At 70.6% G+C, this 26,203-nt stretch carries 17 protein-coding genes; 10 read left to right on the top strand and 7 right to left on the bottom strand.

The genetic code is table 11. The annotated features are described in order from the left end of the window. Positions 1–169: 169 nt before the first annotated feature. The 4 genes from VZL07_RS01930 to VZL07_RS01915 form a co-directional block, all read right to left on the bottom strand. Positions 170–949: a hypothetical protein gene (locus VZL07_RS01930; protein ID WP_426753607.1), complete on the bottom strand. Its 780-nt coding sequence runs from the start codon at positions 947–949 to the stop codon at positions 170–172. 191 nt (positions 950–1,140) lie between these two features. Next, on the bottom strand, positions 1,141–2,151 hold the full coding sequence (locus VZL07_RS01925) for a ribonucleotide-diphosphate reductase subunit beta (RefSeq protein WP_426753606.1): 1,011 nt from the start codon (positions 2,149–2,151) through the stop codon (positions 1,141–1,143). 80 nt (positions 2,152–2,231) lie between these two features. Continuing rightward, positions 2,232–4,748, bottom strand: coding sequence for a ribonucleoside-diphosphate reductase subunit alpha (locus tag VZL07_RS01920; protein ID WP_426753605.1), 2,517 nt, complete (start codon positions 4,746–4,748; stop codon positions 2,232–2,234). Between the two features lie 427 nt (positions 4,749–5,175). Beyond that, positions 5,176–6,036 (bottom strand): IF-2 protein, encoded by an 861-nt coding sequence (locus tag VZL07_RS01915; RefSeq protein WP_426753604.1) that lies wholly within the window; start codon positions 6,034–6,036, stop codon positions 5,176–5,178. A gap of 104 nt (positions 6,037–6,140) precedes the next feature. On the opposite strand from VZL07_RS01915, the gene VZL07_RS01910 reads away from it, so the two are divergent. The 4 genes from VZL07_RS01910 to VZL07_RS01895 are packed head-to-tail and all read left to right on the top strand — an operon-like array spanning position 6,141 to position 16,655. After that, positions 6,141–12,371: a methyltransferase domain-containing protein gene (locus VZL07_RS01910; RefSeq protein ID WP_426753603.1), complete on the top strand. Its 6,231-nt coding sequence runs from the start codon at positions 6,141–6,143 to the stop codon at positions 12,369–12,371. Between the two features lie 24 nt (positions 12,372–12,395). After that, a complete protein-coding gene (gene dapF / locus VZL07_RS01905; RefSeq protein ID WP_426753602.1) occupies positions 12,396–13,247 on the top strand; it encodes a diaminopimelate epimerase in 852 nt (283 codons plus the stop codon). Between the two features lie 38 nt (positions 13,248–13,285). Continuing rightward, positions 13,286–15,136 carry a response regulator gene (locus VZL07_RS01900; protein ID WP_426753601.1) on the top strand — a complete coding sequence of 617 codons (1,851 nt, stop codon included), beginning with the start codon at positions 13,286–13,288 and terminating at the stop codon, positions 15,134–15,136. A gap of 19 nt (positions 15,137–15,155) precedes the next feature. Next, positions 15,156–16,655, top strand: coding sequence for a DUF4388 domain-containing protein (locus VZL07_RS01895; protein ID WP_426753600.1), 1,500 nt, complete (start codon positions 15,156–15,158; stop codon positions 16,653–16,655). 12 nt (positions 16,656–16,667) lie between these two features. Here VZL07_RS01895 and VZL07_RS01890 read toward each other — a convergent pair whose 3' ends face one another. Together VZL07_RS01890 and VZL07_RS01885 are read right to left on the bottom strand one after the other, a co-directional pair. Then, positions 16,668–17,207, bottom strand: coding sequence for an SHOCT domain-containing protein (locus VZL07_RS01890; RefSeq protein ID WP_426753599.1), 540 nt, complete (start codon positions 17,205–17,207; stop codon positions 16,668–16,670). A gap of 50 nt (positions 17,208–17,257) precedes the next feature. After that, positions 17,258–18,031 (bottom strand): alpha/beta hydrolase, encoded by a 774-nt coding sequence (locus tag VZL07_RS01885; protein ID WP_426753598.1) that lies wholly within the window; start codon positions 18,029–18,031, stop codon positions 17,258–17,260. 355 nt (positions 18,032–18,386) lie between these two features. Between VZL07_RS01885 and VZL07_RS01880 the strand changes: the two genes are divergently transcribed. The 6 genes from VZL07_RS01880 to VZL07_RS01855 all read left to right on the top strand — a co-directional run bounded on the left by VZL07_RS01880 (position 18,387) and on the right by VZL07_RS01855 (position 22,420). Beyond that, positions 18,387–18,716, top strand: a complete 330-nt coding sequence (locus tag VZL07_RS01880) for a pilus assembly FimT family protein (RefSeq protein ID WP_426753597.1) — start codon at positions 18,387–18,389, stop codon at positions 18,714–18,716. A 32-nt stretch (positions 18,717–18,748) separates the two neighbouring features. Continuing rightward, complete coding sequence (locus VZL07_RS01875; RefSeq protein WP_426753596.1) at positions 18,749–19,369, top strand: hypothetical protein; 621 nt, start codon at positions 18,749–18,751, stop codon at positions 19,367–19,369. Then, positions 19,369–19,590: a hypothetical protein gene (locus VZL07_RS01870; RefSeq protein WP_426753595.1), complete on the top strand. Its 222-nt coding sequence runs from the start codon at positions 19,369–19,371 to the stop codon at positions 19,588–19,590. Before VZL07_RS01875 ends, VZL07_RS01870 begins: the two co-directional genes overlap by 1 nt. 144 nt (positions 19,591–19,734) lie before the next feature. Next, a complete protein-coding gene (locus tag VZL07_RS01865; protein ID WP_426753594.1) occupies positions 19,735–21,348 on the top strand; it encodes a sigma 54-interacting transcriptional regulator in 1,614 nt (537 codons plus the stop codon). 185 nt (positions 21,349–21,533) lie between these two features. Then, entirely contained in the window at positions 21,534–21,890 is a 357-nt protein-coding gene (locus VZL07_RS01860) for a hypothetical protein (protein ID WP_426753593.1), read from the top strand. Between the two features lie 185 nt (positions 21,891–22,075). Then, on the top strand, positions 22,076–22,420 hold the full coding sequence (locus VZL07_RS01855) for a hypothetical protein (protein WP_426753592.1): 345 nt from the start codon (positions 22,076–22,078) through the stop codon (positions 22,418–22,420). 14 nt (positions 22,421–22,434) lie between these two features. Here VZL07_RS01855 and VZL07_RS01850 read toward each other — a convergent pair whose 3' ends face one another. Continuing rightward, on the bottom strand, positions 22,435–26,109 hold the full coding sequence (locus VZL07_RS01850) for a protein kinase domain-containing protein (RefSeq protein ID WP_426753591.1): 3,675 nt from the start codon (positions 26,107–26,109) through the stop codon (positions 22,435–22,437). Positions 26,110–26,203 lie beyond the last annotated feature (94 nt).

The raw sequence follows: 26,203 nt of genomic DNA, 5'->3' as shown, positions 1-26,203 counted from the left end.
ATTCCGTCGCCTTAGTGCCGATGACGAATGCAAGGTTGACGTCCACTTCGACTTCCACGTCCTCAGTTGCTGCGTCGTGCCCCTGCGCAGTTTCTACCCTTACGTTTGCTGAGAGGCCTTTGGGCATTTGAAAAGCAAGACTCTTTGGGTTGGATGCTCCACACTCTTGTTAAAACGGAATATCGTCGTCTTCGAGGCGGAGCTTCTTTGTGTGGGCTAGCTTCATGTCAAATCGCGACTGATGCTCAATGAGCCAGGACTCTCCATTGTTGGTCAGGGATATCATTGTGAATGGGGCTCCATTTTCGTCATGCTCTCTCTTGCATGAGATGAATTTCTTGCGTTCCAGGCACCTTAGGCTTACGCTGGCTGCCAAGTCGGTGAAGCCTGCGTTGTTCATTCCTTGTCTGAAGCGCCAGCCGGTAATGTGGTCGTCAAGCATCATGCACGACTCGGCGATTACAACCAATGCTGCCATTTCGTGCGGTGTCAGTCCTTCGGTCGGGCGGACTGGGGACATATCGGCGATGAGTTCTGTTTTGGCCTGTCGCGACAGTATGGCGTGTAGTCGCTCTGCTATTGAGTTCTTTAGTTTGATCCAGTCGCTTGCTGAATCGATGCCGTATTTCAGGATTGAGCGATGTTGGATGTCGAATGGGAATTTGCCTTCTCGCTCTGTGGAGCAGAGGAGGACGACGTCCTTTCGGGATGCGATTGCAAATCCCACTTCGTACCAGACATTTGGATTGTCGGTTGTTATGTCGGCGAGACAAACGCGGCTTTCGCGGATGTTCTTTTCGATTTCGTCTATGGGGATCGTGACTTGTGGGTCGCAGTCAACCCGATACGGGGTTAATCCGGCAGCCTTGATTGCAGGCTCATATGTGTCCCCGTATCGTTTGTCGAACTTGCCTCTGTCGAATGGTTGTATGACGAAGCACCGGTCCATACTGTTCCTTTATATTCGTTTGTTGCGGTTGGTGAGGGCTCGGTCTTTCTTCTGGTGCGAAGATTGTGCGGCTGAAGAGGAGGTTGGCTGGCGGGACGACGGCCGCACCGCGTGTCTGGGGCCACCCGGTCAGTTTGCTTACGAGCCCCGCCTACCGGCTTGGCGTATTTTACAGGCTGCGACGACTGAGCTCAGAACGCCGCGTCGAGGACCACGTCAGTCGCCGCACCAACTCCCACGGCCACCTGGTACGACGACACGCGGCGCTCGAAGAAGTTCGTGAGCTCCTGCACGTCCTGCAGGTCCATGAAGTGCAGCGGGTTCTTCGTGCCGAACACCGGCGACATGCCCAGGAGCTGGAGCCGCTGGTCCGCGACGTACTCCAGGTAGCCGCGCATGTCCTGCACGGACAGGCCCACCACGCCGCCGCTCAGCAGGTCCTGGGCGAACTGCGTCTCGCACTCCACCGCCTCGCGGAGCATCGCCACCACGTCGCGCTCCATCTGCGCGTCGAAGAGGTCCGGCTCCTCCTTGCGGGCCACCTGGATGGCCTCGAAGGCGAACGCCATGTGCGCGCTCTCGTCGCGGAACACCCAGTTGGTGCCCGCGGCGAGGCCGTTCAGCAGGCCCTTGCTGCGCAGGAAGTACACATAGGCGAAGGCCGCGAAGAAGAAGAGGCCCTCGATGCAGCCCGCGAAGCAGATGAGGTTCAGCAGGAACTGGCGCCGGTCCGCCTTCGTCTTCAGCGTGTCCAGCCCCTGGATGCTGTCCATCCACTTCATGCAGAACTGCGCCTTGCGCTGGATGGAGGGGATGTTGTCGATGGCCGCGAAGGCCTTCGCCCGCTCCGCCGGGTCCGGCACGTACGTGTCCAGCAGCGTCAGGTAGAACTGGACGTGCAGTGCCTCCTCGTAGAGCTGGCGCGACAGGTACATCCGCGCCTCGGGCGCGTTCAGGTGCTTGTAGAGGTTCAGCACCAGGTTGTTGCCAACGATGCTGTCTCCCGTCGCGAAGAACGCCACCAGCCGGTGGATGAGGTGCCGCTCCGCGTCCGTCATCTTCGAGCGCAGGTCCACCAGGTCCGTGGAGAAGTCCACCTCCTCCACGGTCCAGGTGTTCTTGATGGCGTTCCGGTACATCTCGAAGAACTGCGGATACGCCATGGGGCGCAGCGTGAGATTCAGGCCAGGGTCCAACAGCATTGCTTCCGTGCTCCTCGCGCTGCGGCGCGGTGATTCGATTCAGTCGTTCTTCGTGATGCCCAACCGATAGCGTCCAGGGCCTACTGGCAGGCCTCGCACGCCTCGGGGTTCTCCAGCGAGCAGGCCACCGCCTCGGCCTCGGTCGCCTTCGCCACCGGGGCAGGGGCCGCGGACGCCATGCCGGCGCCGCCACCCGCGCCCACCGTCGCCTTGGCGATGCGGGTCGCCGGACGCGAGCGCAGGTAGTACGTCGTCTTCAGGCCCTTCTGCCACGCGTAGAAGTACATCGAGGAGAGCTTGCCGATGTTCGGCGTCTCCACGAACAGGTTGAGCGACTGGCTCTGGTCGATGAACGCCCCGCGGTCCGCGCCCATGTCCAGCAGCGAGCGCATGGGCAGCTCCCAGGCCGTGCGGTACACCGCGCGCAGGTGCTCGGGCAGCTCGGTGATGTCCTGCACGCTGCCCTCCGCCAGCTTGATGCGGTTGCGGATGTTCTCGTTCCACAGCCCCAGCGCCTGGAGGTCGCGCACCAGGTAGCGGTTCACCTGGAGGAAGTCACCCGACAGCGTCTCGCGCTTGAACAGGTTGGACACCTGCGGCTCGATGCACTCGTAGCAGCCGACGATGGAGGCAATCGTCGCCGTGGGGGCAATCGCAATCATCAGCGAGTTGCGCAGGCCGTGCTTCATGATGCGCTGGCGCAGCGCGTCCCAGCGCGCCGTGTCCTCGGGCACCACGCCCCAGTGGTCGAACTGGAGCTCGCCCTTCGCCGCCCGTGTCTCCGGGAAGGAGGGGTGTGCGCCGTACTGCTCGGCCAGCTCGCACGACGTGGTCAGCGCCGCGAAGTAGATCTCCTCGGAAATCTTCTTGGACAGCGCGCGCGCCTCGGGCGCGTCGAAGGGCAGCTTGAGCTGGAAGAAGACGTCCTGGAGCCCCATCAGGCCCAGGCCCACCGGACGCCAGCGCTTGTTGGACGAAGCCGCGGCGGGGATGGGGTAGTAGTTGAGGTCGATGACCCGGTCGAGCTGCCGCATGGCCAGCTGGGCGTTGGCGCGCAGCCGCTCGAAGTCGAACTTCCCGTCCACCACCATCCGGGCCAGGTTCAGCGAGCCCAGGTTGCACACCGCCGTCTCACCCTGGCTCGTCACCTCCAGGATCTCGGTGCACAGGTTGGACAGGTGGATGACGTTGCCGTCCTTGCCCGTCTGGTTGCTCTTGCGGTTGCTGGTGTCCTTGAAGGTCATCCAGCCGTTACCCGTCTGCGCCAGGCACTTCATCATGCGGGCGTAGAGGTCGCGGGCCTTCACCTTGCGCATGGCCAGGCCGTCCGCTTCGGCCTTCGTGTAGGCCTGCTCGAAGGCGTCGCCGTACAGGTCCGTGAAGTGCGGGACGGTCTTCGGGTCGAACAGGCTCCAGTCGCCGTCCGCCTCCACGCGCTTCATGAAGAGGTCCGGCACCCAGTTGGCCAGGTTCAGGTTGTGCGTGCGGCGCGCGTCGTCGCCGGTGTTCTCACGCAGCTCGAGGAAGTCCTCGATGTCCGCGTGCCACGTCTCCAGGTACACGCAGCACGCGCCCTTGCGCTTGCCGCCCTGGTTCACCGCCGCCACGGAGGCGTCCAGCGTCTTCAGCCAGGGGACGATGCCGTTGGAGTGCCCGTTGGTGGACTTGATGAGCGAGCCGCGCGCGCGCACCCGGTGGTACGCCACGCCGATGCCGCCGGAGAACTTCGACAGCATCGCGATGTCCGAGTACTTCTTGTAGATGGCGTCCAGCTCGTCCGCGGGCGAGTCCAGCAGGAAGCAGCTGGAGAGCTGCTCGTGGCGCGTGCCCGAGTTGAACAGGGTGGGGGAGCTGGGCAGGTACTCCAGCGAGCTGAACAGCCGGTACAGCTCGATGGCCTCGTTCACATTGTCGCCGCTGAGCGCGCTCGCCACGCGGAGGAAGAACTCCTGCGGCGTCTCCAGCACCTCGCGCGTCTGCGGATTCTTCAGCAGGTACCGGTCATAGACGGTGCGCAGGCCGAAGTACTCGAAGAGGTCGTTGCGCGACGGGTCGATGGCCGCGTTGAGCTTGCGCGCGTTGGCCTGGACGAACTGGAGCAGCCGGTCCGCGATGAGACCGTGCTTGTGGCCCGCGGCGATGGACTGGCTGAAGGAGTGGATGTCCTGGTTGCTGACCTCCTTCTGGATGAAGGTGGCCAGGAGGCGCGCGGAGAGCCGGCCGTACTCGGGCTCCTCGACGATGAGGGCCGCGGCCGTCTGGATGGAGAGGCTGTCCAGCTCGCGCGTGGTGGCGCCGTCATAGAGGCCGGAGATGGTCTTCGTGGCCACCCGCATGGCGTCCACGCGGGGCAGGCCCACGCAGGAGCGGCCCACCGCCCGGACAATCTTGTTGAGGTCCACCGTCTCCGTGCCGCCGTTGCGCTTGCGCACGCGCATCGAGGTGGCGCCGAAATCGCCCGCCGTGGGCTGCTCGGACGCCGGAGCGGCCGAGGCTGCGGTGCCCGCCGGCGCGGTCGTCGTCGGCGTGGGGCTGCCGGAGGTGACGGGCGGGACGGTCATGTTGGCGGCGGGCTTCACGGGCGTATCGAAGTTCACGAGCGGCTCACTCCAGACAAAAGCGGGGCCCTGCGAGCAGACACGAGGCCTGCCCAGGGAAGCGGACTTCCCCACCACGTTACTGGAAAACTGTTCAGGTAAGGCCCATTCCGGGCGGGACGGGCTAGCGGTCGGATTCGACGGTGCGTCTGAGGAGATTTATGGGCCAAACCGATGCTGTGTGCAAGAAACCCACAATCCCTCCTCTGCCCCAGCTCCCAGCCACATCGGCTGGTGGGGCGCCATCGACCAGCCACAAGCTATGGGGGGGTGTCAGGACTGTCAACGCGAGATCTAGTGCTCGGCCCGGCACGGGCCGTGCAATCTATGATCGATCTCCGAAGCGATTTCGGCGTCACACGCTGAACACTCAGGGGCCCCGCTCAGGAACGTGGAGTGTGGGCCTCCTGGAATCCACCGTGGACGGTCAGAAAGTGCCCGAAGGAGGCGGTTGGCCCACACCGCCCGCATCCGTTCCGGCCGGGGCCTGGGGGGCCTCGTCCAGGGCCTCGCCGGTGGTCTCCGGCAGGGGCGTGGGGGCGGTCTGCGTGGGCGGCGGCGCGGCCGGGGCGGGCTGCTGGGGCGCGGCCTGCTGCGGGGCCTGAGGCGCCGCCTGGGGCCCGCTGAGCGTGTGCACGGCCCGGCGCAGGGCGTCCTCCAGGTCGCGCGCGGGCGGGGCCACGGCGGACAGCATCTGGTTGGCGCTGCGCGCGTTGCGGCTCTGGCTCTCCGCGGCGAGCTTGAGCTGGGTGAGGGCCTCGCTGACCAGCCGGCGCGCGTCCTCCAGCTTCTGCCGGGCCTGGTAGTAGGCCACGTCCACCATGTGCTTCTGGAGCGTCAGCCGCTGCTCCTCGGTGATGCCGGAGAGCTTCTCCGCGCGCCGGAGGTAGTAGAGGCCCTGGTCGACCCGGGCCGGCTCGTCCGAGGCGATGCGCGGCCGGGCCAGGGACTCGAGGACGGGGAAGAGGGCCTGGTCCAGCTCGTCCCGGTCGGTGAACTTGCGCGTGAGGAGCGCGGACACGTCCTGGCCCTCGACGGCGATGGGCGCGTAGGCGTCCGCCAGCCGCGGGTCGCCGGTGCGGTAGGGCACGGCGCCCATGGGCGCGTTGCGGCCCTTCATCACCACCAGCTGCCCATTCTGGAGCGCCAGGGTGAAGGTGCGGGCGTTGAGCTGGGACAAGAGGAAGACGACGACGCCTCCCAGGCCCAGGATGAGAGTGAAGACGAGCAGCCGCGTGAAGGTGCGCTTCGCCCGGTAGCCGAACCCCTGTTGTGCGTTTCCGTTCATGTCGCCTGCCCTCCTGACGTGCGAGCGCGAGGCCGATTTCCGGCCCCGGCGCTTAACTTGGGGCGCGCCGGCCCGGGGGTATACTCCCACTCCCGAACACACCGATGCACCACACATTCCGCCGCTTGGGGCCCAGTGAGCTGTTGCCCCGCTACATCTTCGCGGAGAGCCTCTTCGCCCGTCGAAGGGTCCTGGAGGTCGATGCCGTCGCCTCCACCGGGGGCGAGAGCGCACGCTTCCTCGTGGAGCGAGGTGCGCGCGCGGTCGTGTCGTGCGACAGGGATGTAGCGGCGGTCGAGGCGGCGCAAAAGGCGCACGGCGGTCCCAACCTGCGCTTCCGGGCCAACGTCTACGACGACTTCGAGTCGGGCAGCTTCGATGTGGTGCTGGTGGCGGACCTGGCGCCCTACGTGAAGGCGCCGGAGCTCCTGGCGGAGCTGGCGCGGCTGGTGGCGCGGCAGGGCTTCCTCATCGGGGGCCTGCGCAACGTCGCGGGGCTCGCGCTGCCCCAGTTGCTGGAGGCCGAGGAGGCCGTCCCGCCCACCTATGGGCAGCTGCTGGATGCGCTGTCGGCCCACTTCGCCCAGGTGGAGGTGGCCACGCAGTCGCCGGTGCTGGGGTACCAGCTCGCCTTCGAGCGGGGCGAGGGGCTCCAGGTGGATGGCACGCTGGTGCACCACAGCGAGGCCGCCTACTTCCTGGTGGTGGCGGGGCAGGAGTCCGCGCGCGTGGTGGACCCCACGTGGGTGCAGCTGCCTCCGGAGCCGCTGGCCTTCACGCGCGGCAAGCTCGACGAGGTGGTGGCGCGCGCGAAGTCGTGGGAGGAGCGCAGCGGCCGGCTGAAGGAAGCGCTGACGAAGCTCCGCGCGGAGCTGACGGACCGGGAGGCGGAGGCCGCGTCGCTGCGGCCCGCGCTGGAGGCGGCTCGCGAGGAGGTGGCCCGGCTCACCGCGCAGCTGGAGCAGTCGCGCGGCAGCGAGGAGGCCCAGCGCGAGCGCGATGACCTGTCCGGGAAGCTGCGGCGGCGCGAGCTGGAGCTCCAGGTGGCGCAGGAGCGGCTGGCCGACACGGACCGGCGGCTCGCGGCGCAGCGGCTGGAGGTCGAGGCCGCGCAGCGCGCGCAGGCGGACGCGGGCGTGCAGTTGCTCGCGGCGCAGGAGGCGCTCCGGCTGGAGCGGGCCCGCCGGGAGGAGACGGCGACGTCGCTGGATGAGGCTCGCGAGCGGCTGACGCAGGCGTACGCGCAGGTGCGGGAGCTCCAGGACGAGCAGGCCACGCTGCGCATCGAACGCGAGCGGGACCGGCTGGCGGCCGAGCGCGCCGTGGAGCAGTCCGAGGACCGGCGCCGCGCCGCGGAGGCCGCGCGAGATAGGGAGCTGCGCATCGCCGAGCAGTACTCGGCGGCCCTGGCGGCGGTGGAGCACCTCAAGGCCGAGGCCGCCCGGGCGGCGGAGGCGTCGCGGGACGCGGGGACAGCCGTCTCCGTGAAGGACGCGGAGCTGGCGCGGGCGGCGCGAGAGCTGGCGGAGGCGCGGCAGCGGACGGCCACGGCGGAAGGGGCGCAGAAGGACGCGGAGTCGCGCCTGGCGGCGCTCCAGGCGGAGGTGCGCGGCCTGGAGACGGAGCTGGTCGCGGCTCGCGAGGCCCAGGCGCGCCTGGGCCAGGAGGTGGAGTCCCTCTCGCGCGCGGAGTCCGCGGCGCGGGCCACGGCGCAGAAATGGGAGGAGTCGCTCCACGAAGCCACGCAGCGGCTGGAGGTGCTGGAGGCGGAGCGCGCGCGGACCGAGGAGCGGCTGGGGCAGGCGCTGACGTCGGAGCGGGCGGAGCTTCAGTCCCGACTGGCCACGCTGGAGCGCGAGCTGGAAGAGGAGCGGGCTCGCGCGGCGGCTCTGGAGCAGCAGGTCCTCGACGGTGTCTCCGCGAAGTCGGAGGTCGAGGCCCGGCGGCAGGAGCTGGAAGAGGAGCGCGCGGCCCTGGTCCGGCGCGTGGTGGAGCTGGAGGCGGAGGCCTCCTCGCATTCCCGCACGGGGCGGCAGGCCTCGGAGCGCGCGGCGGAGCTGGAGGCGGCGCTACAGACCGCGCGGGCTGAGCTGGAGTCCGCACATCGGGAGTGGCAGGCCTCGGAGGCGCAGCTCGGGCAGGCGCGCGAAGAGCTGGACTCCGAGCGCGAGGCGCGGGCCGCGGTCGAGGAAGCGCTGCGGCTCGCTCGGGGAAAGCTGGAGGGCGCGGCGCAGCGGCTGGCGGAGGCCGAGGCCACCCTTGCTCGGACCCGCGAGGCGCTGGACGCGGAGGTGCTGCGGCGCACGGAGCTGGAAGGTGCGCTCGCGGAGGCGCGGGCCGCGCTGGTGTCCGAGCAGGAAGGCCGTGCCCAGTCGGGTAGCGCCCTGGAGACCCTGCGCGCGCAGCTGGAGGCGGAGCAGGAACGGCGGGGCGGGGCCGAGGCATCCCTGGCGGAGACGCGGGCAGGGCTGGAAGAGGCGCGTCAGGCGCTGACCCAGGTGCGGGAGGCGCTGGCCTCGGAGGAGGAGCGGCGCTCACGGTGGGAGGCCGCGCTCGCGGATGCGCAGTCGCAGCTCCAGGTGGAAGGCCAGCAGCGGGCCCGTCTGGAGTCGGCGCTGGCGGAGGCGCAGGCCCGTCAGGCCGAGGAGTCGCAGCGGCGCGAAGCGGTTGAAGCGGCGCTCGAGACTGCTCAAGCGCGTCATGCCGATGAGGTACGTCGGCGCGAAGAGGTTGAGTCCGCGCTCGCGGTAGCGGAAGCACGTCATGCCGAGCAGGCGTCGCGGCATGAGGACGTGTCGTCCACGCTCGCGACGGCGGAGGCGCGTCATGCCGAGGAGGTACGCCGTCGCGAAGAGCTGGCGGCCGCGCTCGCTACCGCCGAGGCCCGTCATGTCGAGGAGGCGCGGCGTCGCGAGGAACTGGCGGCCGAGCTTGCTACCGCCGGGGCCCGTCATGCAGAGGAGGTACGCCGTCGCGAGGACGTCGAGGCCGCCCTTGCCGTCGCCGAGACCCGTCAGCGTGAGGATGCCGAGCGCCTCACCGAGCTGGAAGCCTCGTTGGCGGCGGCCCTGGCCCAGCACGCAGCGGAAGCGGCGGCGCGGGCGCAGTCGGACGATGCGCTCGCCGCGGTCCGGAACCGTCTCGACGACACGCAGGCGGAGCGGGCGCGAGTCGAAGCAGAGCTGTCGGCATCCCTGACCGAGGCCCGACAGGGGCTCGCCAGTGAGCGTGAGCACCGCGAGCGACTTGCCGCTGAGCTCACGGAGATGCGGGAGCGCGCCTTCGGGGCGGACGAGGTCGTCACGCGTCTCCAGGAGGAGGCGGCTTCCGAGCGTGAAGAGCGGGCTCGGCTCGACACCGCGCTGGCTCAGACGCGGTCCGAGCTCCAGACGGAACGTTCCGCGCACGCGGAGGTCTCCAGTGCGCTCGCGCAGGTCCGCGCGCAGCTCGGGACCGAGCAGCAGGCTCGCACCGAGGCCGAGGCCGCTTTGGCCCAGCTCCGCGCGGCCTTCGAGGCCGAGCAGCGGGCTCGCACCGAGGCGGAGGCCGCTCTGGCTCAGGCTCGTGCGGCCTTCGAGGCCGAGCAGCGGGCTCGCACCGAGGCCGAGGCTGCTCTGGCCCAGTCTCGTGCGGCGCTCGAAGACGAGCAGCGGTCGCGGACCGAAGCAGTGGAGGCCCTGGCGCGCGTTCAGGAGGAGGCCGCTCGCGAACGCGGCGCTCGCGAGGATGCCGAGTCCACGCTGGCAGCGCTGCGGGTGGAGACGTCGGAGCGCGAACAGGCGCGGCAGGAGCGCCTGGCGGCCGCCGAGCGTGTGATGGCCGAGCAGGAGCGGGCGCTGGAGTCGCAGCGGGTCGAGGCCGAGGCCCGCGAGCAGGCGCTCCGCGACGCGGTGGCCCGGCTCGAGTCCGAGCGCACCTGGATGGAGGGGACCGCGCAGGAACAGCGTGCCTCGTTGGAGGCTCAGCTCACCGAGATGCGCGCGCAGCGCGAGGCGGACGCGGCACGTGCCGTGGCACTGGCACAGTCGCTCTCGGACCTGGAGGCGGCTCGGAGCGCCGCGGACGCTCAGCTCGCCGAGCGTGCCGGAATCATCGAAGCGCTGGAGGCCCAGGTGGCCCAGCTTCGGGAGCAGGTCGCGGAAGGTGAGGCCGAGGCAGGGCGCGCGCGCGAGCTGGCGGCTCGGCACGAGCGGGCACTGGGCGACGCGCGCGAGGAGCTCTCCCGGCAGCAGGCCGCGTTGCAGGAGCGGGTCGCGGACCTGGAGCGCGAGCTGGCCGGCGCGGTTGCCCGCGCGGAGCGGCAGCAAGGGGAGCTGGAATCGCTGGCGGCGGAGCGGGACCAGACGCATGCGGCCCTGGTGTCCAAACAGCAGGAGCTGGCGGCGCTCCAGTCGGAGCTGACAAACCTCGTGGCCGCGCGGCAGGAGAACATGCACCTGGGGGCGCAGCTCCAGCGCGCCATGGCGGCGGTGCACGAACGGGGCATGCACATCGCTCGGCTCGACGCCGAGTTGGTGGACGCGCAGGACCGGCTCGCGGCGCAGCGGGAGAACGCCGAGCTGCTCATGGTGCAGCTGGAAACGGCGCGCCGCTTCGCGGGCAAGGCCACCGCGATGGAGAGTTCGCTCGAAGCCGAGCGTGCGGCGTTGGAGACGCTGAAAGGCGAGCTGGCGCGCGCGAACGAGGCGGTCGCCGTGGAGCAGTCGCGGGCGAGCACGTTGGAGGCCCAGCTCGCGGAGTCGACGGAAGGGCTGGCCCGAGCCCGGGCGGAGCTGGAGGCCCGGGAGGCGGAACGCTCGGGCTTCGAGGCACGGCTCGCGGAGGTCACGGCACGCGCCGAAGCGCAACGTGCCGAGCTGGAAGGCAAGCTCGCGGAGGCCGTCGCGCGCTCCGAGGAGCAGCGCGCCGAGGCGGAGCATCGGCTTGCGGAGGTTGCAGCCCGGGTCGCGGCTGAACGCGAGACGCTGGAGCGCCAGCTCGCGGAGGTCACGGCACGTGCGGAGGCTCAGCGCGCCGAACTGGAGACCCGGCTGTCCGAGGTCACGTCATCGTTCGAGGCGCAGCGCGCCGAACTGGAGACCCGGCTGTCCGAGGTCACGTCATCGTTCGAGGCGCAGCGCGCCGAACTGGAGACCCGGCTGTCCGAGGCGACTGCGCGAAGCGAAGCTCGGCGCGCCGAGCTGGAAGCCCGGCTGTCCGAGGTCACCACCCAGGCAGAGGCGCAGCGCGCCGAGCTGCAGGCCCGGCTGTCCGAGGTCACCACCCAGGCAGAGGCGCAGCGCGCCAAGTTGGAGGCCCGGCTGGCCGAGGCCACTGCTCAGAGCGAAGCGCAGCGCGGCGCGCTGGAGGCGCAGCTGGCGGAAGTCACCGCCAGGGCCGGCGCTCAGCGCGCCGAGCTGGAAGCACAGCGCGCCGAGTGGGCCACCCAGCTTGCCACCGCGGACGCCGCTCGCGGCGAGCTGGAGACCCTGCTCACCGCGCAGCAGGCGGAGCTGGAAGCCCGTCTCTCAGCATCCAGCGAGCGCGCCGCGCAGCTCGAAGCCGACCAGGCTTCCCACGAGGCTCGCATCGCCGAGCTCACGGCCCAGCTCGACACGCTTCGCACAGACCTGGAAGCCACCGCCGCGGAGCGCGCCGCCGCACTCCAGGCCGCGCAGGAACGGCTCGCGCGAGCCGACTCCGACCGCGAGCGCATCCAGTCCGACCTGACGGTGGCACGCGCCGCCCGGGTCCGTCTTGAAGGCCGTGTGACGGCCCTGGAAGCCGCGTCCACCGACGCGGTCCGCATCCTCGACGCCGAGCGAGCCGAGAGCGCCCGCCTCAAGCAGGCGCTCGAAGAAGCGACACAGCGGCTCCAGCAGCGCGAAGGCGATGCCTCGGGACACCTCGAGGCTCTTCAGGCCGAGCGCGCCCAGCTCGACGAACAGCTCCGGCGCCTCCACGTCCAGTTCCAGGAGCAGCAGGCTCGCCTGGAGGCGCTGGAAAAGGAGCGCACCGAGCTGCTCGCCACCGTGGAGTCGCTCAAGGCGTCCTCCCAGCCGGAGGCCGTGCTGGAGATGGCCGCGGAAATGGAGCTCCTCCAGTCCCTGGTGGAAGACCTCCAGCAGAAGCTCGCGGACCTCGAGGCCGAACGAGACGCGCTCCAGACTTCCCTGCAGGACATGTCCGCCGCCGGGAAGAACACGGGCAAGAACGAGCTGGCCCGCCGCCCCGAGCCCTCGGCGTCCGGGCCGGCCACGGGCGCCCGGACCCAGGCGAGGGCCCCTCGAAGCGCGGTGCCCGCCCTGGACCTGCCGCCTCAGCGTCCTCCCGTGAAACCGGGCGAGCGCGAGTAATCGCCCACGACTAGGATTGCGCCCGTGGAAGCTCGCGAGCGCATCTTCAAGTACCAGGGCCTGGGCAATGACTTCGTCGTGCTGGACCGCAGGGGCTCCGGCGTGGACATCGACGCCGCCGCATCCCAGTGGATGTGTGACCGCCGCCTCGGCATCGGCGCGGACGGCGTCCTGGCGCTGCTGCCCTCCGAGCGAGGCGTTGCCCGGATGGTCGTGCACAACGCCGACGGCAGCATCGCCGAGATGTGCGGCAACGGCCTGCGCTGCGCGGTGAAGTACCTCGTGGACACGGCGGGCACCACGCCGGGCCACATCGACGTGGAGACGGGGGCGGGCGTGCTCACCTGCTTCCCGTCCTATGGCGAGGGGGGAGTGGTGGGCGTGGACATCTCCATGGGCCCAGCGCGGCTGGTCGCGCCCAATCTGCCGTCGGGCGCCACGGGAAAGCCCTTCCTTGACGAGCTCCTGCCGGGCCACCCCCCGCTGCGCGCCCATGCGGTCAGCATGGGCAACCCCCACCTGGTCCTCCTGGACCAGCCGCTGGAGGACGCCCCTCGCCTGGGCCCCCTGCTGGAGCGGCACCCGTCCTTCCCGGACCGCACCAACGTGGAGTTCGTCCGCGTGGACCCGGACGGGCTCACCGTCGTCGTCTGGGAGCGGGGCTGCGGCTTGACGCAGGCCTGCGGTACGGGCGCGTGCGCCTCCGCCGTGGCGGCCGTGCTGGCCAGGCGGCTGCCGGCGGATGCCTGGCTGCGCGTCACCCTGCCAGGAGGCGACTTGAGCATCCGCGTCCCCGCCGACCTGTCCGACATCCGCCTCCGTGGACCGGTGGCGTTTGTTTTCGAGGGCGTTGTCGCGGTTCCCTCGGGCCGGTAACCTCCCGCGTTCCTCTCGCCCCCAGGTCAGAACGCGCCGTGGCCGGACCCATCCTCGTCGTCGACGACGACCTGTTCTTCCGTCAGCTCGCCAGCGACTTGCTCACGCGTAACGGGCATCGCGTGGTGGCCGTGGAGAACGCAACGCTCGCGCTCGAAGAGGCGGCTCGCACGCCGTTCGACCTGGTCATCACCGACGTGGTGATGCCGGGCGTGGACGGCTTCGCCCTCACCGCACGCCTGCGCGAAAGAGACCCGGACCAGGAGGTCATCCTCGTCAGCCAGCGCACCGACCTCCGAGGCTCGGAGATGGCGCTGCGCTCGGGCGCCGCGGACTGCCTCACCAAGCCGGTGGACGCCCACGACATGCTGCTCGCCGTGGACCGGGCGCTGGAGCGCGCGTCCCTGCGGCGCGAGCGCACGCAGCTGCGCGACGAGAACCTCGAGTTCGCCCGCTTCCACAACCTGCACCAGCGCTGCCTGGAGCTGCTGTCCCATCCCGACCTGGAGTGGCTCCAGGAGCGCCTCACCTCGGAGCTCGCGGCTGTCTGTGACGCGCAGAGCGCGGCGCTGTGGGTGACGGACGACCGGGGAGACCTGGTGCTGCGGGCCTACCGCGGCCTGCTGGACCGGCAGTTCCTCGCGGAGAAGATGAGCCCGGAGGGCCCGCTGTCCGGACGGCTGCGCGAGGCCCAGCCGTGGCTGGCCCGGGACGAGCGCTCGGCGGTGATGTACGTGCCGCTGGTGGCGTCGGGAGAAGTCGTCGGCCTGTCGCAGCTCTCCGACCCGCTGGCGGGGGACTTCCGTCCCGAGCACATGCGCGATGCGCGCGTGCTGGCGGACTTCGCGGCGGTGGGCCTGAAGAACGGCCGGAAGATGCTCGCGCTCCAGCGCCTGGGCCTCCGCGACCGCGAGACGGCGGCGTACAACCTCAGCTACTTCACCGACTACGCCTCCAAGGAAATCTACAAGGCGCGGCGCTACGGCCGGACGTTCTCGCTGCTGACCTTCTCCATCGACAACCTGCCGCTGGTGCGCGTGCGCCAGGGCGCGGCGGACGCGAAGAAGGCGGTGCGCGGCATCATCAAGGCGCTCAGCAAGATCATCCGCGACTCGGACGTCATCGCGAAGGCGAGCGACCAGGAGTTCTACCTCCTGCTGCCGGAGACGGACTTCTTCGGGGCGCTGATGTTCGTGCGCCGCGCCGTGGCCGCCGTGCGCGAGGAGCCCGAGGCCATGGAGGTGGACCAGCGCCTGCCGCTGATGCTGGTGGGCGGGGCGAGCACCTTCCCCAAGGACGGCGAGGACTTCGACGAGCTGGTGCACCGCTGCCGCCGCCGCATGGACGAGCGGCGCGCGTCGTTGCAGCGCCGGCTGATGCTGGACGGGCTGCCTTTCTGGGACGAGGTGGACCTGCTGCTGGGCACGCCCAACAGCCCCCGCCTGCCGGTGGACGAGCGCTCCGAGCCGAGCCGCCGGGGCAAGGTGGCCGACGTCCTCTTCGACGAGCTCCAGGCGGAGATTGCCCGGGAGATGATGCGCGACCCGGGCTCTCGCGGGCTCCTGTACGTGGGCGGGCCGGAGATTCGCACGGATTTGCCCATCGCGGCCGGGCTGGAGTCCGCGCCGCCCGACCTGGCCTCTCGCATCTACCTGCTCGGCCGCCGCATGGACCTGGAGTCGCACCCCGCGCTGACGCCGGTGTTCCTGGAGGGGGACGAGCGCATCGCGCGGCACGAGTTCATCCTCTGGCTCTCCGAGAACGCGGCCTACGCGCTCATCCAGCGGCGGGGGCACGGAGCGACGTGGGGGTTCCACACCTCGGACACCGCGGTGGTGGACGGGCTCATCTCCAAGCTGCAGGCCGAATACGACCTGCAGCCCTACTGACACGAAGCGGAGCGCCACCGTGGCCCCGGTCCGGAAAATCCTCATCGCCGACCCCGACCTCGAGTCCGTGCGTTCGCTGTCGCGGGCGCTGCGCACCAAGGGGTATCAGGTGCACTACGCGCCAGACGGCTCGCGGGCGCTGGAGGTGGCCGTGTTGCGCCACCCGGACCTCACGCTGTTCGACGAGGCCTGCCGCCTGCTGGACGCGCGCACCTTCATCCAGATTCTGCGCACCAACCCGCGTACCGAGGACATCCCGGTGGTGCTCACCACCGCGAGCTTCGAATCGGACCGGCTGCGGGGCCTGCGCGACGGCTACCTGCGCAAGCCCTTCAATCTGGACGAGGTGCTCAGCCGCATCGAGCACATCTTCCGGCGCAGCGAGGCGGCCAAGGACCTCAAGAGCGAGCAGCAGGAAATCGAAGGCTCGCTCAGCCAGCTCAGCATCCCGGACCTGATGCAGCTGCTGGGCATGAACCGGCGCAGCGGCCGGCTGACGCTGGAGCGCGGCAACGACCGCGGCGAGATTGCCGTGGTCGAAGGCCGCCCCGTGAATGCGAAGCTGGGGCGCGTGGAAGGGGAGAAGGCCCTGTTCCGCCTGCTGGCCTGGGTGGATGGGACGTTCACCTTCTCGCCCGGTGGAAACACGGCGCGGCCGCGCATCAACCGCGGCATGGATGACGCGCTGCTGGAGGGCATGCGCCAGTCGGACGAGGTGAACCGGCTGATGCCGGCCTTGCCGCCGCGCCACACGCGGTTGATGCTGGCGCCGGACGCGGACCTGCAAGGGGACCAGCACCCGGTGACGCAGCAGGTGGTGGACCTGCTCCGCCAGCCGCGCGCCCTGGGCGAGGTGCTGGACCTGGCGCCGGCCACCGACCTGGAGGTGCTCAACGTCCTCACCACGCTCATGCAGCGGGGCGTGGCGAAGGCCGCGGACGGGGACGGCGTGGAGGCCGTCACGGGCGAGCTGCTGGGCGCGGCGGAGGTTCACGCGCTGCGCGGCCGGATTCTGCGCACGCGGGCCCCCGCGAAGGTGGCCACCGCGAAGATTTTCGTGTGCGGCAGCAACGCGGGCGCGGCCCGTCGGGTCCTCTCCCGCATGCCCGGCATGGAGGCGCTGTCCGCCGAGCCCACCGCGGTGAAGAGCGGCTTCGGCACGCTGGGGCGCCTGGTGCTGAGCGAGGTGCTGCGTCTGGACTTCTGCGTGCTGCCTCCGGCGGAGGCGGCGCGGCCGCTGTGGCGTCCCTTCACCGCGGGCGCCATGGGCGCGCTGCTGATGGACGTGGCCGAGCCCTCCGTGCGGCTCGCGCACTACCTGGCCTGGGAGGTCCGGATGCCAGTGGTGGTGGTGGGCGCGGAGGTCCCCGCGGCGTTGCAGGGGGCTCCGGCGGGGGCGCTGGGCTCGGGGGATGACCTCGCGGACGCGCTGCGCTCGCTGCTGGTCCAGGCGCTCAATCCAGCGCCCACGCTGCCCGGCGTGCCCCAGGTCCAGCGGGCCGCCGCGTCCATCGTGTAGCGCGAGGAGGCTTCAGATGCGCGCGAGAATCTGCGCCTTCTTCGCCTCGAATTCTTCCGGGGTGATGAGGCCGGCATCCATCAGCGACTGGAGGTCTTTCATGGCCTTCACCGGATCCCCCGCGGACGGCATCCCCTGAATCACGAAGGCGCCAGCAGGCGCTGTCATGGCCGCGCCCACGATGGCGACCTTGCCCGGGTCGTTCCGGTCGATCTTGACGTTCAGGCGCATCCCCACGCCCAGCGACCCGACGCTCTGGTGTGGGCCCAGCCGCTTCCTCACCCGCGCTTGATACGACGCGCGTCCGCGCTGACGGACCTCCAGGAGAAGTTCGAAGACGGGGCGGTGGTTGACGCGCCAGGCCGTGTCCCGCAACTTGAGCACGGTGGCCTCCGCGTCCTCGCCGTGCTTGAGCACGTTCCGCTCCACCATCGCATCGCGGATGAAGCTCCCGACGACCCAGGCGGCATAGAGGAGGATGCCGCCGAAGAGGAGGGGGAGACCGAAAGTGACGAAGATTTCTTCCGGGGTCGCTGGAATCGATGCGTCCATTCGGCGGACACCCTAGCACTGCCCCGCCACGCGCCGGATGGCCCGGCACGTCAGCCCAGCAGCCAGCGCATGGCTTCCGGCAGCCGCCGTTGCCAGTCCCGCTCGTGGTGCTCGCCGCCGGGTTCGAGGACCAGCCGCAGCTCATGGTCGGCGTAGCCCAGGGACTGGAGGTGGCGGTGGAAGTCCCGCGTCGCCTCGCCGTAGCGCATGACGTAGCCCACCGGGTCCACCGTCTCCGTGGTGCCCGCGTCCAGGTAGATGCGCGTCCACTGGCGCGTGTGGGTTGACCACTCGGAGAACATCCGGTTCCAGCTCCACATCACCGATGGGGACAGCGCGCCGATGCGACCGAACTGGCCCGGGTGCGTCCAGCCCAGGTGGAGGGAGATGAGGCCGCCCAGCGAGGCGCCCATCACCGCCGTCCACTCGGGGCCGCGGCGGACGCGGTAGGTGCGCTCGATGTAGGGCTTGAGCGTGTCCATGAGGAAGCGCACGTAGGGCGCGGCGCCGGCCGCCACGTTGCTGCGCGGCTCGTCCCAAGGGGAGTACTCGGAGAGGCGCTCGTGTGTGGAGTCCACCGCGACGATGATCCACGGCTCCACCTGGCGCTCGGCCACCAGCCGCTCCAGGGTGAGGTTGGCGCACCAGGTGTCGAAGAGGGCGGACTCCGGATGGGCGAACACGTTCTGCCCGTCCTGCATGTAGAGGACGGGAAAGGACCTGTCAGGTGAGGCGTCGTACGCATCCGGTGTGTAGATGCGCACGGTGCGCGAGCGCCCCTCATGCGGGGAAGCGAAGTCTCGAATGATGTGGACGTAGCCCATGGGGTCCGGAGGTGGATGGCGATGGGAGGATAGGTCGGGCTTCCTGGACCAGCCAGTCCCCCGCTCACATCCCGGGAGCCGGGCCATCCTCCGCCGTCCCGGAGGCCGGGAATGACATTCACTCCAGGAGACCTCGTTCGTCTCCGGAAACATGTGGAAGTCTGTCAATTCAGCCTGGAGCACCGGGCTGGGCGGGCTCTCTGATATCAAACTGTTAGTGATTGGGTGGTTGTCGACCCGTGCTCGTACGGCGTGTCGTGTCGCACGGGTCGGATTCAACTCTCCTGAGCTGGAAAAGTGAAACAAATGACGTCTCGGGCCGTGGGCGCTCTGGCGCCGTCCAGGTCATCCCCGCGTGGATGTGATTGAAGCTGGAGGGCGCCTCGTGTGGCGGAAACGTGTGTCTGGATTCACGTTCCTGGAGATGGTGATCGTGGTCGCCTTGATGGGCATCCTGGCGACCCTGTCCGTGGCCTCGCTCTCCGGGATGCAGCCGCGCATGGACGTGATGGGCGCGCTCGACGACCTCGCCGCGACCATGGCCCGGGCCCAGAGCCGGGCCCAGGCCCAAGTGCAAGGTCGACAACCCCTACGCCTGCGGGAAGTACGCCTGCACCTGGCGGAGCACCCTGACCCTGGAGGTCGGCGCGCGAGAGTACGTCACGTCCACCGAGCTGGCGGGTAGACGGCTGTCGCAGGTGACGGAGGCCGGGCGCCGTGTGTGGGGGCTTCCGTGGCACCCAGGTGGACACGGTCTCCGCCTGCGGTGGGCTCTCCTCCCCGAAGGTGCTCAAGCACAAGACGGTGCACTGCGGCGAGCAGGAGGGGGGCTACGGCTGCACCACCGACCAGGCGTCGCTCGATGGGGGGACCTTCGACACGAGCCCCGTGGGAACCTTCCCGGCCACGCACGTCAGCAAGAACCGGTACTACGGGTTCTGGTCCTACGGGAAGGCCGTGCAGCAAGCCGACGGCGGCACGGTGGTGCGAGCGTTCTCAGACGAGGCGGAGGCGGACGCATTCGACCGCACGAGGCTTCGCGAGGCGCGGCTCGTGGACGTCACGGACGGCGGCACCGCCGGGCCGGCCTCCGACGGCTGGCGGCTGGAGTACGGGCAGATGGCGGAGCGCACCGCGAGCGGCTCCGGCGTGCTGGCCAGCTGCGTGGTCTGGAACTCCCTGGAGTTCCAGCCCGACAACGGCTCGCGCTGCGCCGTGGGAGGCACCAACCAGGCCCGCATCTACCAGGCCAACATGGTGACGGGGCCGCGGACTGCGCGGACTCGTTCCGGCGGCCGGATGGCTCCTACGCCCGCTCGCTCGCCCGCAGCGTCCTGATGCCTCCGGCGGAGCCCACCACCAAGGTGAGCATCAACCCACAAGGGCAGATTCGCTACAGCCTTGACACCTTCGACCCGGGGGCCCCTCAGGCGCAGAGCGTCAACATCCAGAGCAGCCAGGATGTCCTCCAGCTCAGCTACTCGCTGGACGTGCCTCCGGCGCTGCACGCCTGCCGCCATGCCACGGCGGCGAGTGGGACGGAGGGACGCTGCGAGTAGGGTCTGGCATGGGAGGCCGACCTGGAGGAGGGGCCGCGAACCCCACTCGTGGCGTCCTGCCTCGAATTTCAGGGGGATAGGTCCCGCTCTTCGACGCAGAGCAGTGTAGGCTCAACGGGTATCCCAGGACTCACGCGAATACCCATGCAGCAGAAACTCGCCGCAGACATGTCGACCACCGCGGGCCGCGCACAGACCGGGAACACGCCGGTAGCGCTCTCCGTGCCCGCCCTGACGATTGTGTCCCACCCCCAGCCACAGCGCATTGGCGAGCGGCTGCTGCTGGAGGTGCTCGCGGCCCAGGGCCGCACGGCGGCCCTGTCTCGCAACGCGCCGGACTTCTCCCGGCCCGGGGGGCTCATGGCCCTGCCCCTGGGGGACCCCTTCCTCAGCCGCAAGCCCGTGGAGTTCGAGCCCGGCCCGCGCGGTGGGCTCCGGATGCTGGTGCCGGAGGACGGGACGCAGGTGCGGGTGGCGGACGCGCTGGTCCAGGGCGGTCGTGAGTTCTCCCGCGAGGAGCTGTCCGCCGGGGTGCCGCTGGTGCTCGCCGAGCGCGTGGTGCTGCTGCTCCACCTGGCGTCGTCGTTCCGCCAGGTGAGCCCCTTGGATCTGGGCATCGTGGGCCATGGCGAGGGCATCCACCGCGTGCGCGAGGACATCATCCGGGTGGCCGACCTCAACGTGCCGGTGCTCATCCGCGGCGAGACGGGCACGGGCAAGGAGCTGGTGGCGCGCGCCATCCACGCCAGTGGCCCCCGCCGCGCCGGTCCCTTCGTCAGCGTCAACCTGGGCGCGCTCGCCAAGGAGCTGGTGGCCGCGGAGCTCTTCGGCGCGCAGCGCGGGGCCTACACGGGCGCCAGTCGGGACCGCGAGGGCTTCTTCCGGGCCGCGGAGGGCGGCACGCTCTTCCTCGACGAGGTCGGCGAGGCGCCGCCCGAGGTCCAGGCCGCGCTGCTGCGCGTGCTGGAGACGGGGGAAATCTATCCGGTGGGTGGACACTCGCCGGTGCCTGTCGACGTGCGGCTCGTCTCGGCCACGGACGCGCACCTGGAGGCGCGCATCCAGGAGCGCCTCTTCAAGGCCCCGCTGCTGCACCGCCTGGCCGGCTTCGAAATCCTGGTGCCGCCGCTGCGCGAGCGCCGCGAGGACATTGGCCTGCTCTTCCACCACTTCGCCCGCCAGGAGCTGGAGGCCATGGGGGAGGGCGGACGGCTGACCGCCTCGGACCCGCGCGCCGAGCCGTGGCTGCCCGCGTCCCTGGCCGTCCGCCTGGTGCGCCATGCGTGGTCCGGCAACATCCGCCAGCTTCGCAACGTCACCCGGCAGCTCGTCATTGGCAGCCGGGGCCTGCCGGGGCTGCGTACCGACGCGCGGCTGGAGCAGATGTTGGATGCGGACGCACAGCCGATTCCGGGGCGCCCGTTGACGCCGCGCGCGGGCGAGGACGACGGCGACGGGGCGAAGGCGGCGCGGCGCAAGCCGGCCGATGTGGGCGAACAGGAGCTGCTCGAGGCCCTGCGCGCGTGCTCCTGGGACCTCAAGGCCACCGCGGACTGGTTGGGCATCCCCCGGCCCTCCGTGTACGTCCTCATCGACAAGAGCTCGCTCCTGCGCACCGCCCGCGACCTGAGCCCCGAGGAAATCGCCCAGTGCTTCCATGAGTGCGAAGGGGACCTCGACCGGATGGTGCAGCGGCTGGAGGTCTCCAAGCGCGCGCTCCAGCGAAGGGTGCGGGAGCTGGGCCTCAGTGGTGGGTGAGGTGGCCTGACACGTCAGCCCGGACCTGCTGGGTTCGGCTGACGTGTCCAGAGGCCTTCGGATGACCCCGCTGGGAACGGGGCTCCGAGTGCACCGTGCGCCAGGCCTGCCTGGAACAGCGCCTGCAATCCACCACCGGCAGCTGTCCTTCACCTGCCCCCAGCGGGGCTCGGGAGCCATGGCCCATGGGCGATAATCTCGTCAAAGTCACCATCAAGGCGTCGGGCGATCTGGAATACGACCCCGGCAACACGGTCTGGCATGGGTGCACCGTCCGCTTCGTCCTGGACCCGGATGCCGGGCCTCCGACCGCGACCGTCAATCCGCCGGACTGCCTCGTCGACAAGAAGCCCGTCACCCTGCGAATGCCCCCCGAGGGGCCGACGCAATACGATGACCTCGTCGACGCCGTGGCCCCGTCCAACACGTATGCGTTCACGGTGGAGGTCCCCACTCCGCAAGGGAACCCCCGCCTGGAGAGCAGGAGCGAGACGAAGAACGGCAACCTGGAAGTGACGACGGATCCGCCGGAGGAGGACTGAGCCAACCTGACGCGTCAGTCCGAACCTGCTGGGTTCGGTTGACGTGTCCAGGTGCTTCCGGAGGTCCGCGCTGAAAAGGAGTCTCCGAGTGTGCCGGGAACCAAACCTGTCTGGTACGGTGCCTGCAATTCACAATCGGCAGCACTTCTTCAGCGGCCCCTCGCGGGGCACAGGAGCCACGGCCCATGGGCATTGTCACCGTCATCATCAAGAAGTCGGGGGATCTGGTCTACGACCCCAGCAACAAGGTCCGGCACGGAGACACTGTTCGCTTCATCCTCGATTCGGCGGAAGGGCCTTCGAGCGCGACCGTGAATCCGCCCGCGTGTCTCGTCTCGACGGCATCCTTCACCCTGGACAACACCTCCCTCGCGGCGGCGAAGCGCGATGACCCCGTTGCCGACTCGGCCGCGTACATTCCGTACCCGTTCACGGTGGACGTCCCCACGTCCAGCAAGCCGAGCCACGGCAGCGAGCTGGAGACGAAGAACGGCAACCTGGACGTGACGACGGACCCGCCGGAGACCTGAGCCCTCGGCCCACGTCAGGGCGTCGGAGGGCCGGCCAGCGGCTCGCGAGCCGAAACGCGCCGGCCTCTCCATTCGGGTTCCAGGTGGGGGTTGCGGGCCAAGGCCTGCCGCAACCCCTCCGCACCCAGGCCGCGCCAGGTCTGCCGCTGCTCGGTGGAGGCCTGGGGTAATTCCGCCAGCGCGAGCAGCGCGCTGCCGCGAAGGGCCTGGGCCCGCGCCCAGCCGGGCCGGTCCGTCAGGACTTCCTCCACCAGCCCGAGGCCCTGCTTCAGCAGCGGCGCCGCGTCCTCGCCGTGCTGCTGGCGCCATTCGGCCCAGGCGAGCTGGAACCGCGCGGCGGCGAGTCGGTAGTCGTGCCGCCGGGGCTCCAGCGACAGGGCCTGCTGGAAGGCCTGGGCCGCGCGCTCGAAGTCGGCGTCCCGGGCCGTGCCCCGGCGCGCCAGCCAGCGTGCCTTGAGCGCCCGGGCCTCACCGGTGTTCCTCCAGGCGTGGCCCTGGCGGGAGTTCAGCGCCGTCGACTGTGACAGGGACGCCTCGGCGTTCGCCAGCTCCGCCTTCGGCTCACCGCCCGTCTCCAGGCGCCACGTGGCCAGCAGCGTCTGCACGTGACCCAGGTTGGCCCAGAGGTCCGCGTCCTTCGGTTGAAGCGCCAGCGCCTGCCGGTAGGCCTCCACGGCGGCGCGCCCGCTCGCCTCCGGGGACTCCTGGCGCGCGGACTGGAAGGTGGCGCGCAGGGTCCACACCTCGCCCAGGTTGTTGTGGGCATACACCTGCTTGGGCGCCAGCCGCCGGGCTTCCTCGAAGGCCGCCTGCGCCTGTTGGAGCAGGGGCTCGGGGTCGCCGCCTTCCTCCCAGCGTTGCTCCGCCTGCCACAGCAGCGCCGCGCCCAGGCCGTTGTGGAGCGGGGGGAGCTTCGCGTTGATGCCCAGGCCCTGGCGGAAGAGCGCCAACGCCCGCTCCAGGTCCGCTTCGTGGGGCTCTCCGTGGTTGGCGCGCCAGCGGGCGAGCTGCTCGGAGATCTCCGCGCCCCGGAAGCAGGCCACGACGTTGCCGGGGTTGAGGGCCAGCGCCTTCGCGAGCGCGTCGCGGGCCCGCGTCAGGTCCCCCGCGGCGTCGGCTGCGCCCGGAGTCGAGGCGCGCCTGCGCAGCGCGTTGCCCAGGTTGATCCACGCGTCCGCCTGGTTCTCCCGCAGGCGGATGGCGGCGAGGTACGCGTCAATCGCCTTGCCCTGGTGCTCCAGCGGGTCCACGCCGCGCTCCGCCTCCGCGTCGGCCCAGACCTGGTACGTCAGCCCGAGGTTGGCGTGGAAGGCGTAGTCCCGCTCCTCGGGACGCAGGCGCTCGAAGGACTCGATGGCCAGCCGGAGCTGCTCGGCCGGGTCCTGGCCGCGCTCCTGGCGGTAGCGGGCCCACAGCCGGTAGGAGATGGCCAGCTCCAGGGCGACCCGGTCGCTGGGCGGCGCCAGGGCGAGGGCCTCGCGCGCGGCGTGGATGGACTTCTCCAGCGGCGGCTCCGCGTCCTCGCGTCCCTGGTTGATGCGTTGCTCGGCGAGCCGGCGGTGCAGCCGGGCCATGACGACCATCGAGCGGTGATGGTCCGGCGCGGCGATGAGCGCGCGCGAGGCGGCCTCCACGCCGCGCTCGTAGTGGGGCAGGACATCGCCCTCGCCGTAGAGCGCCATCACCATCGCGGCCAGCTCCAACCGCGCGAGCACGTAGTGGCCCGTGGGCTGGCTCTCCGCGGTGGCGATGGCCGTCGCATAGGCGCGGCGGCCCGCGTCCAGGTCCTCCTGTGAGCCGACCTTGTCACCCTGGTGCCAGCGCTGCGTGGCCCGCGCCAGCAGGACGTCGCCTTGCAGCAGCGGGGCCTCGTAGAACCAGGGCTGCGCGCGGCCCATGGCCTCCAGGTGGTCCAGGGCCTCCTCGTGGCGGCCCTCGTAGAACGCGAAGAGCGCCTTCACGTAGCGGGGCGGCACGGGGACGTCGGGGCCCTCGGCCTGGCGCAGGTAGGCCAGGGCCGGGTCGCGGAAGTTCCGCTCCAGCTCCTTGCGGCGCAGCTCGCGCTGCTCGGGGCTGCGGCGCTCCACGTCCAGCAGGAGCCGCTCCTGGTACAGGTCGCCCAGCACCTGCGCCAGCGCCCAGGCCACCCGGGGCTCGCGGTAGCCCTGGGCCCACGCGGCCTCCAGGCGCGTGCGCGCCGCCTCCCGCTCATCCAGCACGAGCAACGCGCGGCCCAGGGCGTACTGGCCAGGGCCCAATGCGTGCATGCCCGCCTCCCGGACCTCGGCCTCCAGCGCCTCCATGCTCGCGCGCAGCTCGCGCCGGTCCTCGCGCGTGTCGTGCAGCCGTGAGAGCGCGGAGTAGCGCGCCGACGCCTCGATGCGCTCCACCCGCTCGGTGAAGCGGCGCGTGAGGCGCTCGCGCTCGGCCACCTCGCCGCGGGCGAGGGCCGTCTGGACCAGCGCCAGCAGCACCACCGTCAAGGCCGCCGAGCCCAGCGTCAGCGCCAGCCGGTGCTTGCGCGCCTTGCGGCGCAGCCGGTAGGCCAGCCCCGGGCGCGCGAGGACGGGCTCGCCGTCGAGGAACCGCTCCAGGTCCTCCGCCAGCGCCCGCGCCGAGTCGTAGCGGGCGGGCCGCTGCTTCTCCAGGCACTTGAGGACGATGGCCTCCAGGTCCGACGGGATGTCGGCGTCCAGGGCGCGCGGCGGCACCGGCTCCTCGTTCTGGAGGCGGGTGATGACCTCCGCCTCGGTGGCGCCGGTGAAGGGGGGGCGCCCGGTGAGCAGCGAGTAGAGCGTGGCGCCCAGCGCGTAGATGTCCGCGCGCCGGTCCAGGCGCGCCACCTCGCCGCGGGCCTGCTCCGGCGCCATGTAGTGCGGGGTGCCCTGCACGGCGTTGGGCGCGGCGCCCTCCTCGCGCCAGTCGCGCGCCAGGCCGAAGTCCATGACGAAGGGGGCGAGCCCGCCGTCCGCGGTGCGCTCCACCAGGATGTTGCCCGGCTTGATGTCGCGGTGGATGAGCCCGGCGCCGTGCGCGGCGTGCACGCCCTCGGCGGCCTGGCGCAGGAGGAGCACCTTCTGCTCCAGCGTGAGCGAGCGCGCCAGCTGGCCCAGCGACTGGCCGTCCACGTAGCGCATGGCGATGTAGCCGCGGCCACGCACCTCGCCGACCTCGTACACCTCGCACACGCGCTCGTGCCGGACGCGGGCCTGGGCGCGGGCCTCGGAGAGGAAGCGGCGGGCCAGCTCGGCGTCCTCGCCGCGGACGAACTTCAGCGCCACGTTGCGCCGGAGCAGCGGGTCGTAGGCCAGGAACACGCGGCCCATGCCGCCCTGGCCCAGGAAGCGCACGGGCTGGTAGCGGTCCCAGTCCGGGATGGGGAAGTCCGTCCCGTCCGGCATGGGGGAGGCGGGCTGCGCGACGCCCGGGGTGGCCGGGGTGAGGGTGGGGGCCTCCAGCGGCCGGGCGGCGCCCGGATCCGTGCTCTCGGCGGCGAGCTCCTCGCGGAGCGCCATCAGCGAGTCCTCGGAGAGCCGGCCCCGCTCCCGCAGCAGCTCCAGGGGGCCACGCCGCAGGCGCAGGGCTTCCTCACGCAGGGCCGCGGCCTCCTCTCCGGAGAGCAGCCCTTCGTCCATCGCGAGGAGGAGCTCCTCCTCGTACGTCTCACTCAGTCGCCCCGCCACGTGCACGGCCCCAGCATACGGGCTGGCGCGTGGCGGGGGGAAAAACCGCCGGGAGGCCCACGAGGCTGGCGGAGGGCCTCCGAGGGGGAAGGTGTGGGCC

Origin of the sequence: Pseudomyxococcus flavus, assembly GCF_050038885.1 — a bacterium.
In the GTDB taxonomy this organism is placed as follows: Bacteria; Myxococcota; Myxococcia; order Myxococcales; family Myxococcaceae; genus Myxococcus; species Myxococcus flavus.
Note: the sequence above shows the minus strand (reverse complement) of the source record. Positions and strands in the feature narration are given on the sequence as shown.

What these genes read in the sequence shown, in the direction of transcription:
- VZL07_RS01930 (WP_426753607.1), bottom strand. Translation starts at nt 949, where the DNA reads ATGGACCGGTGCTTCGTCATACAACCATTCGACAGAGGCAAGTTCGAC.
- VZL07_RS01925 (WP_426753606.1), bottom strand. Translation starts at nt 2,151, where the DNA reads ATGCTGTTGGACCCTGGCCTGAATCTCACGCTGCGCCCCATGGCGTAT.
- VZL07_RS01915 (WP_426753604.1), bottom strand. Translation starts at nt 6,036, where the DNA reads ATGAACGGAAACGCACAACAGGGGTTCGGCTACCGGGCGAAGCGCACC.
- VZL07_RS01910 (WP_426753603.1), top strand. Translation starts at nt 6,141, where the DNA reads ATGCACCACACATTCCGCCGCTTGGGGCCCAGTGAGCTGTTGCCCCGC.
- VZL07_RS01890 (WP_426753599.1), bottom strand. Translation starts at nt 17,207, where the DNA reads ATGGACGCATCGATTCCAGCGACCCCGGAAGAAATCTTCGTCACTTTC.
- VZL07_RS01885 (WP_426753598.1), bottom strand. Translation starts at nt 18,031, where the DNA reads ATGGGCTACGTCCACATCATTCGAGACTTCGCTTCCCCGCATGAGGGG.
- VZL07_RS01870 (WP_426753595.1), top strand. Translation starts at nt 19,369, where the DNA reads ATGCCTCCGGCGGAGCCCACCACCAAGGTGAGCATCAACCCACAAGGG.
- VZL07_RS01865 (WP_426753594.1), top strand. Translation starts at nt 19,735, where the DNA reads ATGCAGCAGAAACTCGCCGCAGACATGTCGACCACCGCGGGCCGCGCA.
- VZL07_RS01860 (WP_426753593.1), top strand. Translation starts at nt 21,534, where the DNA reads ATGGGCGATAATCTCGTCAAAGTCACCATCAAGGCGTCGGGCGATCTG.
- VZL07_RS01855 (WP_426753592.1), top strand. Translation starts at nt 22,076, where the DNA reads ATGGGCATTGTCACCGTCATCATCAAGAAGTCGGGGGATCTGGTCTAC.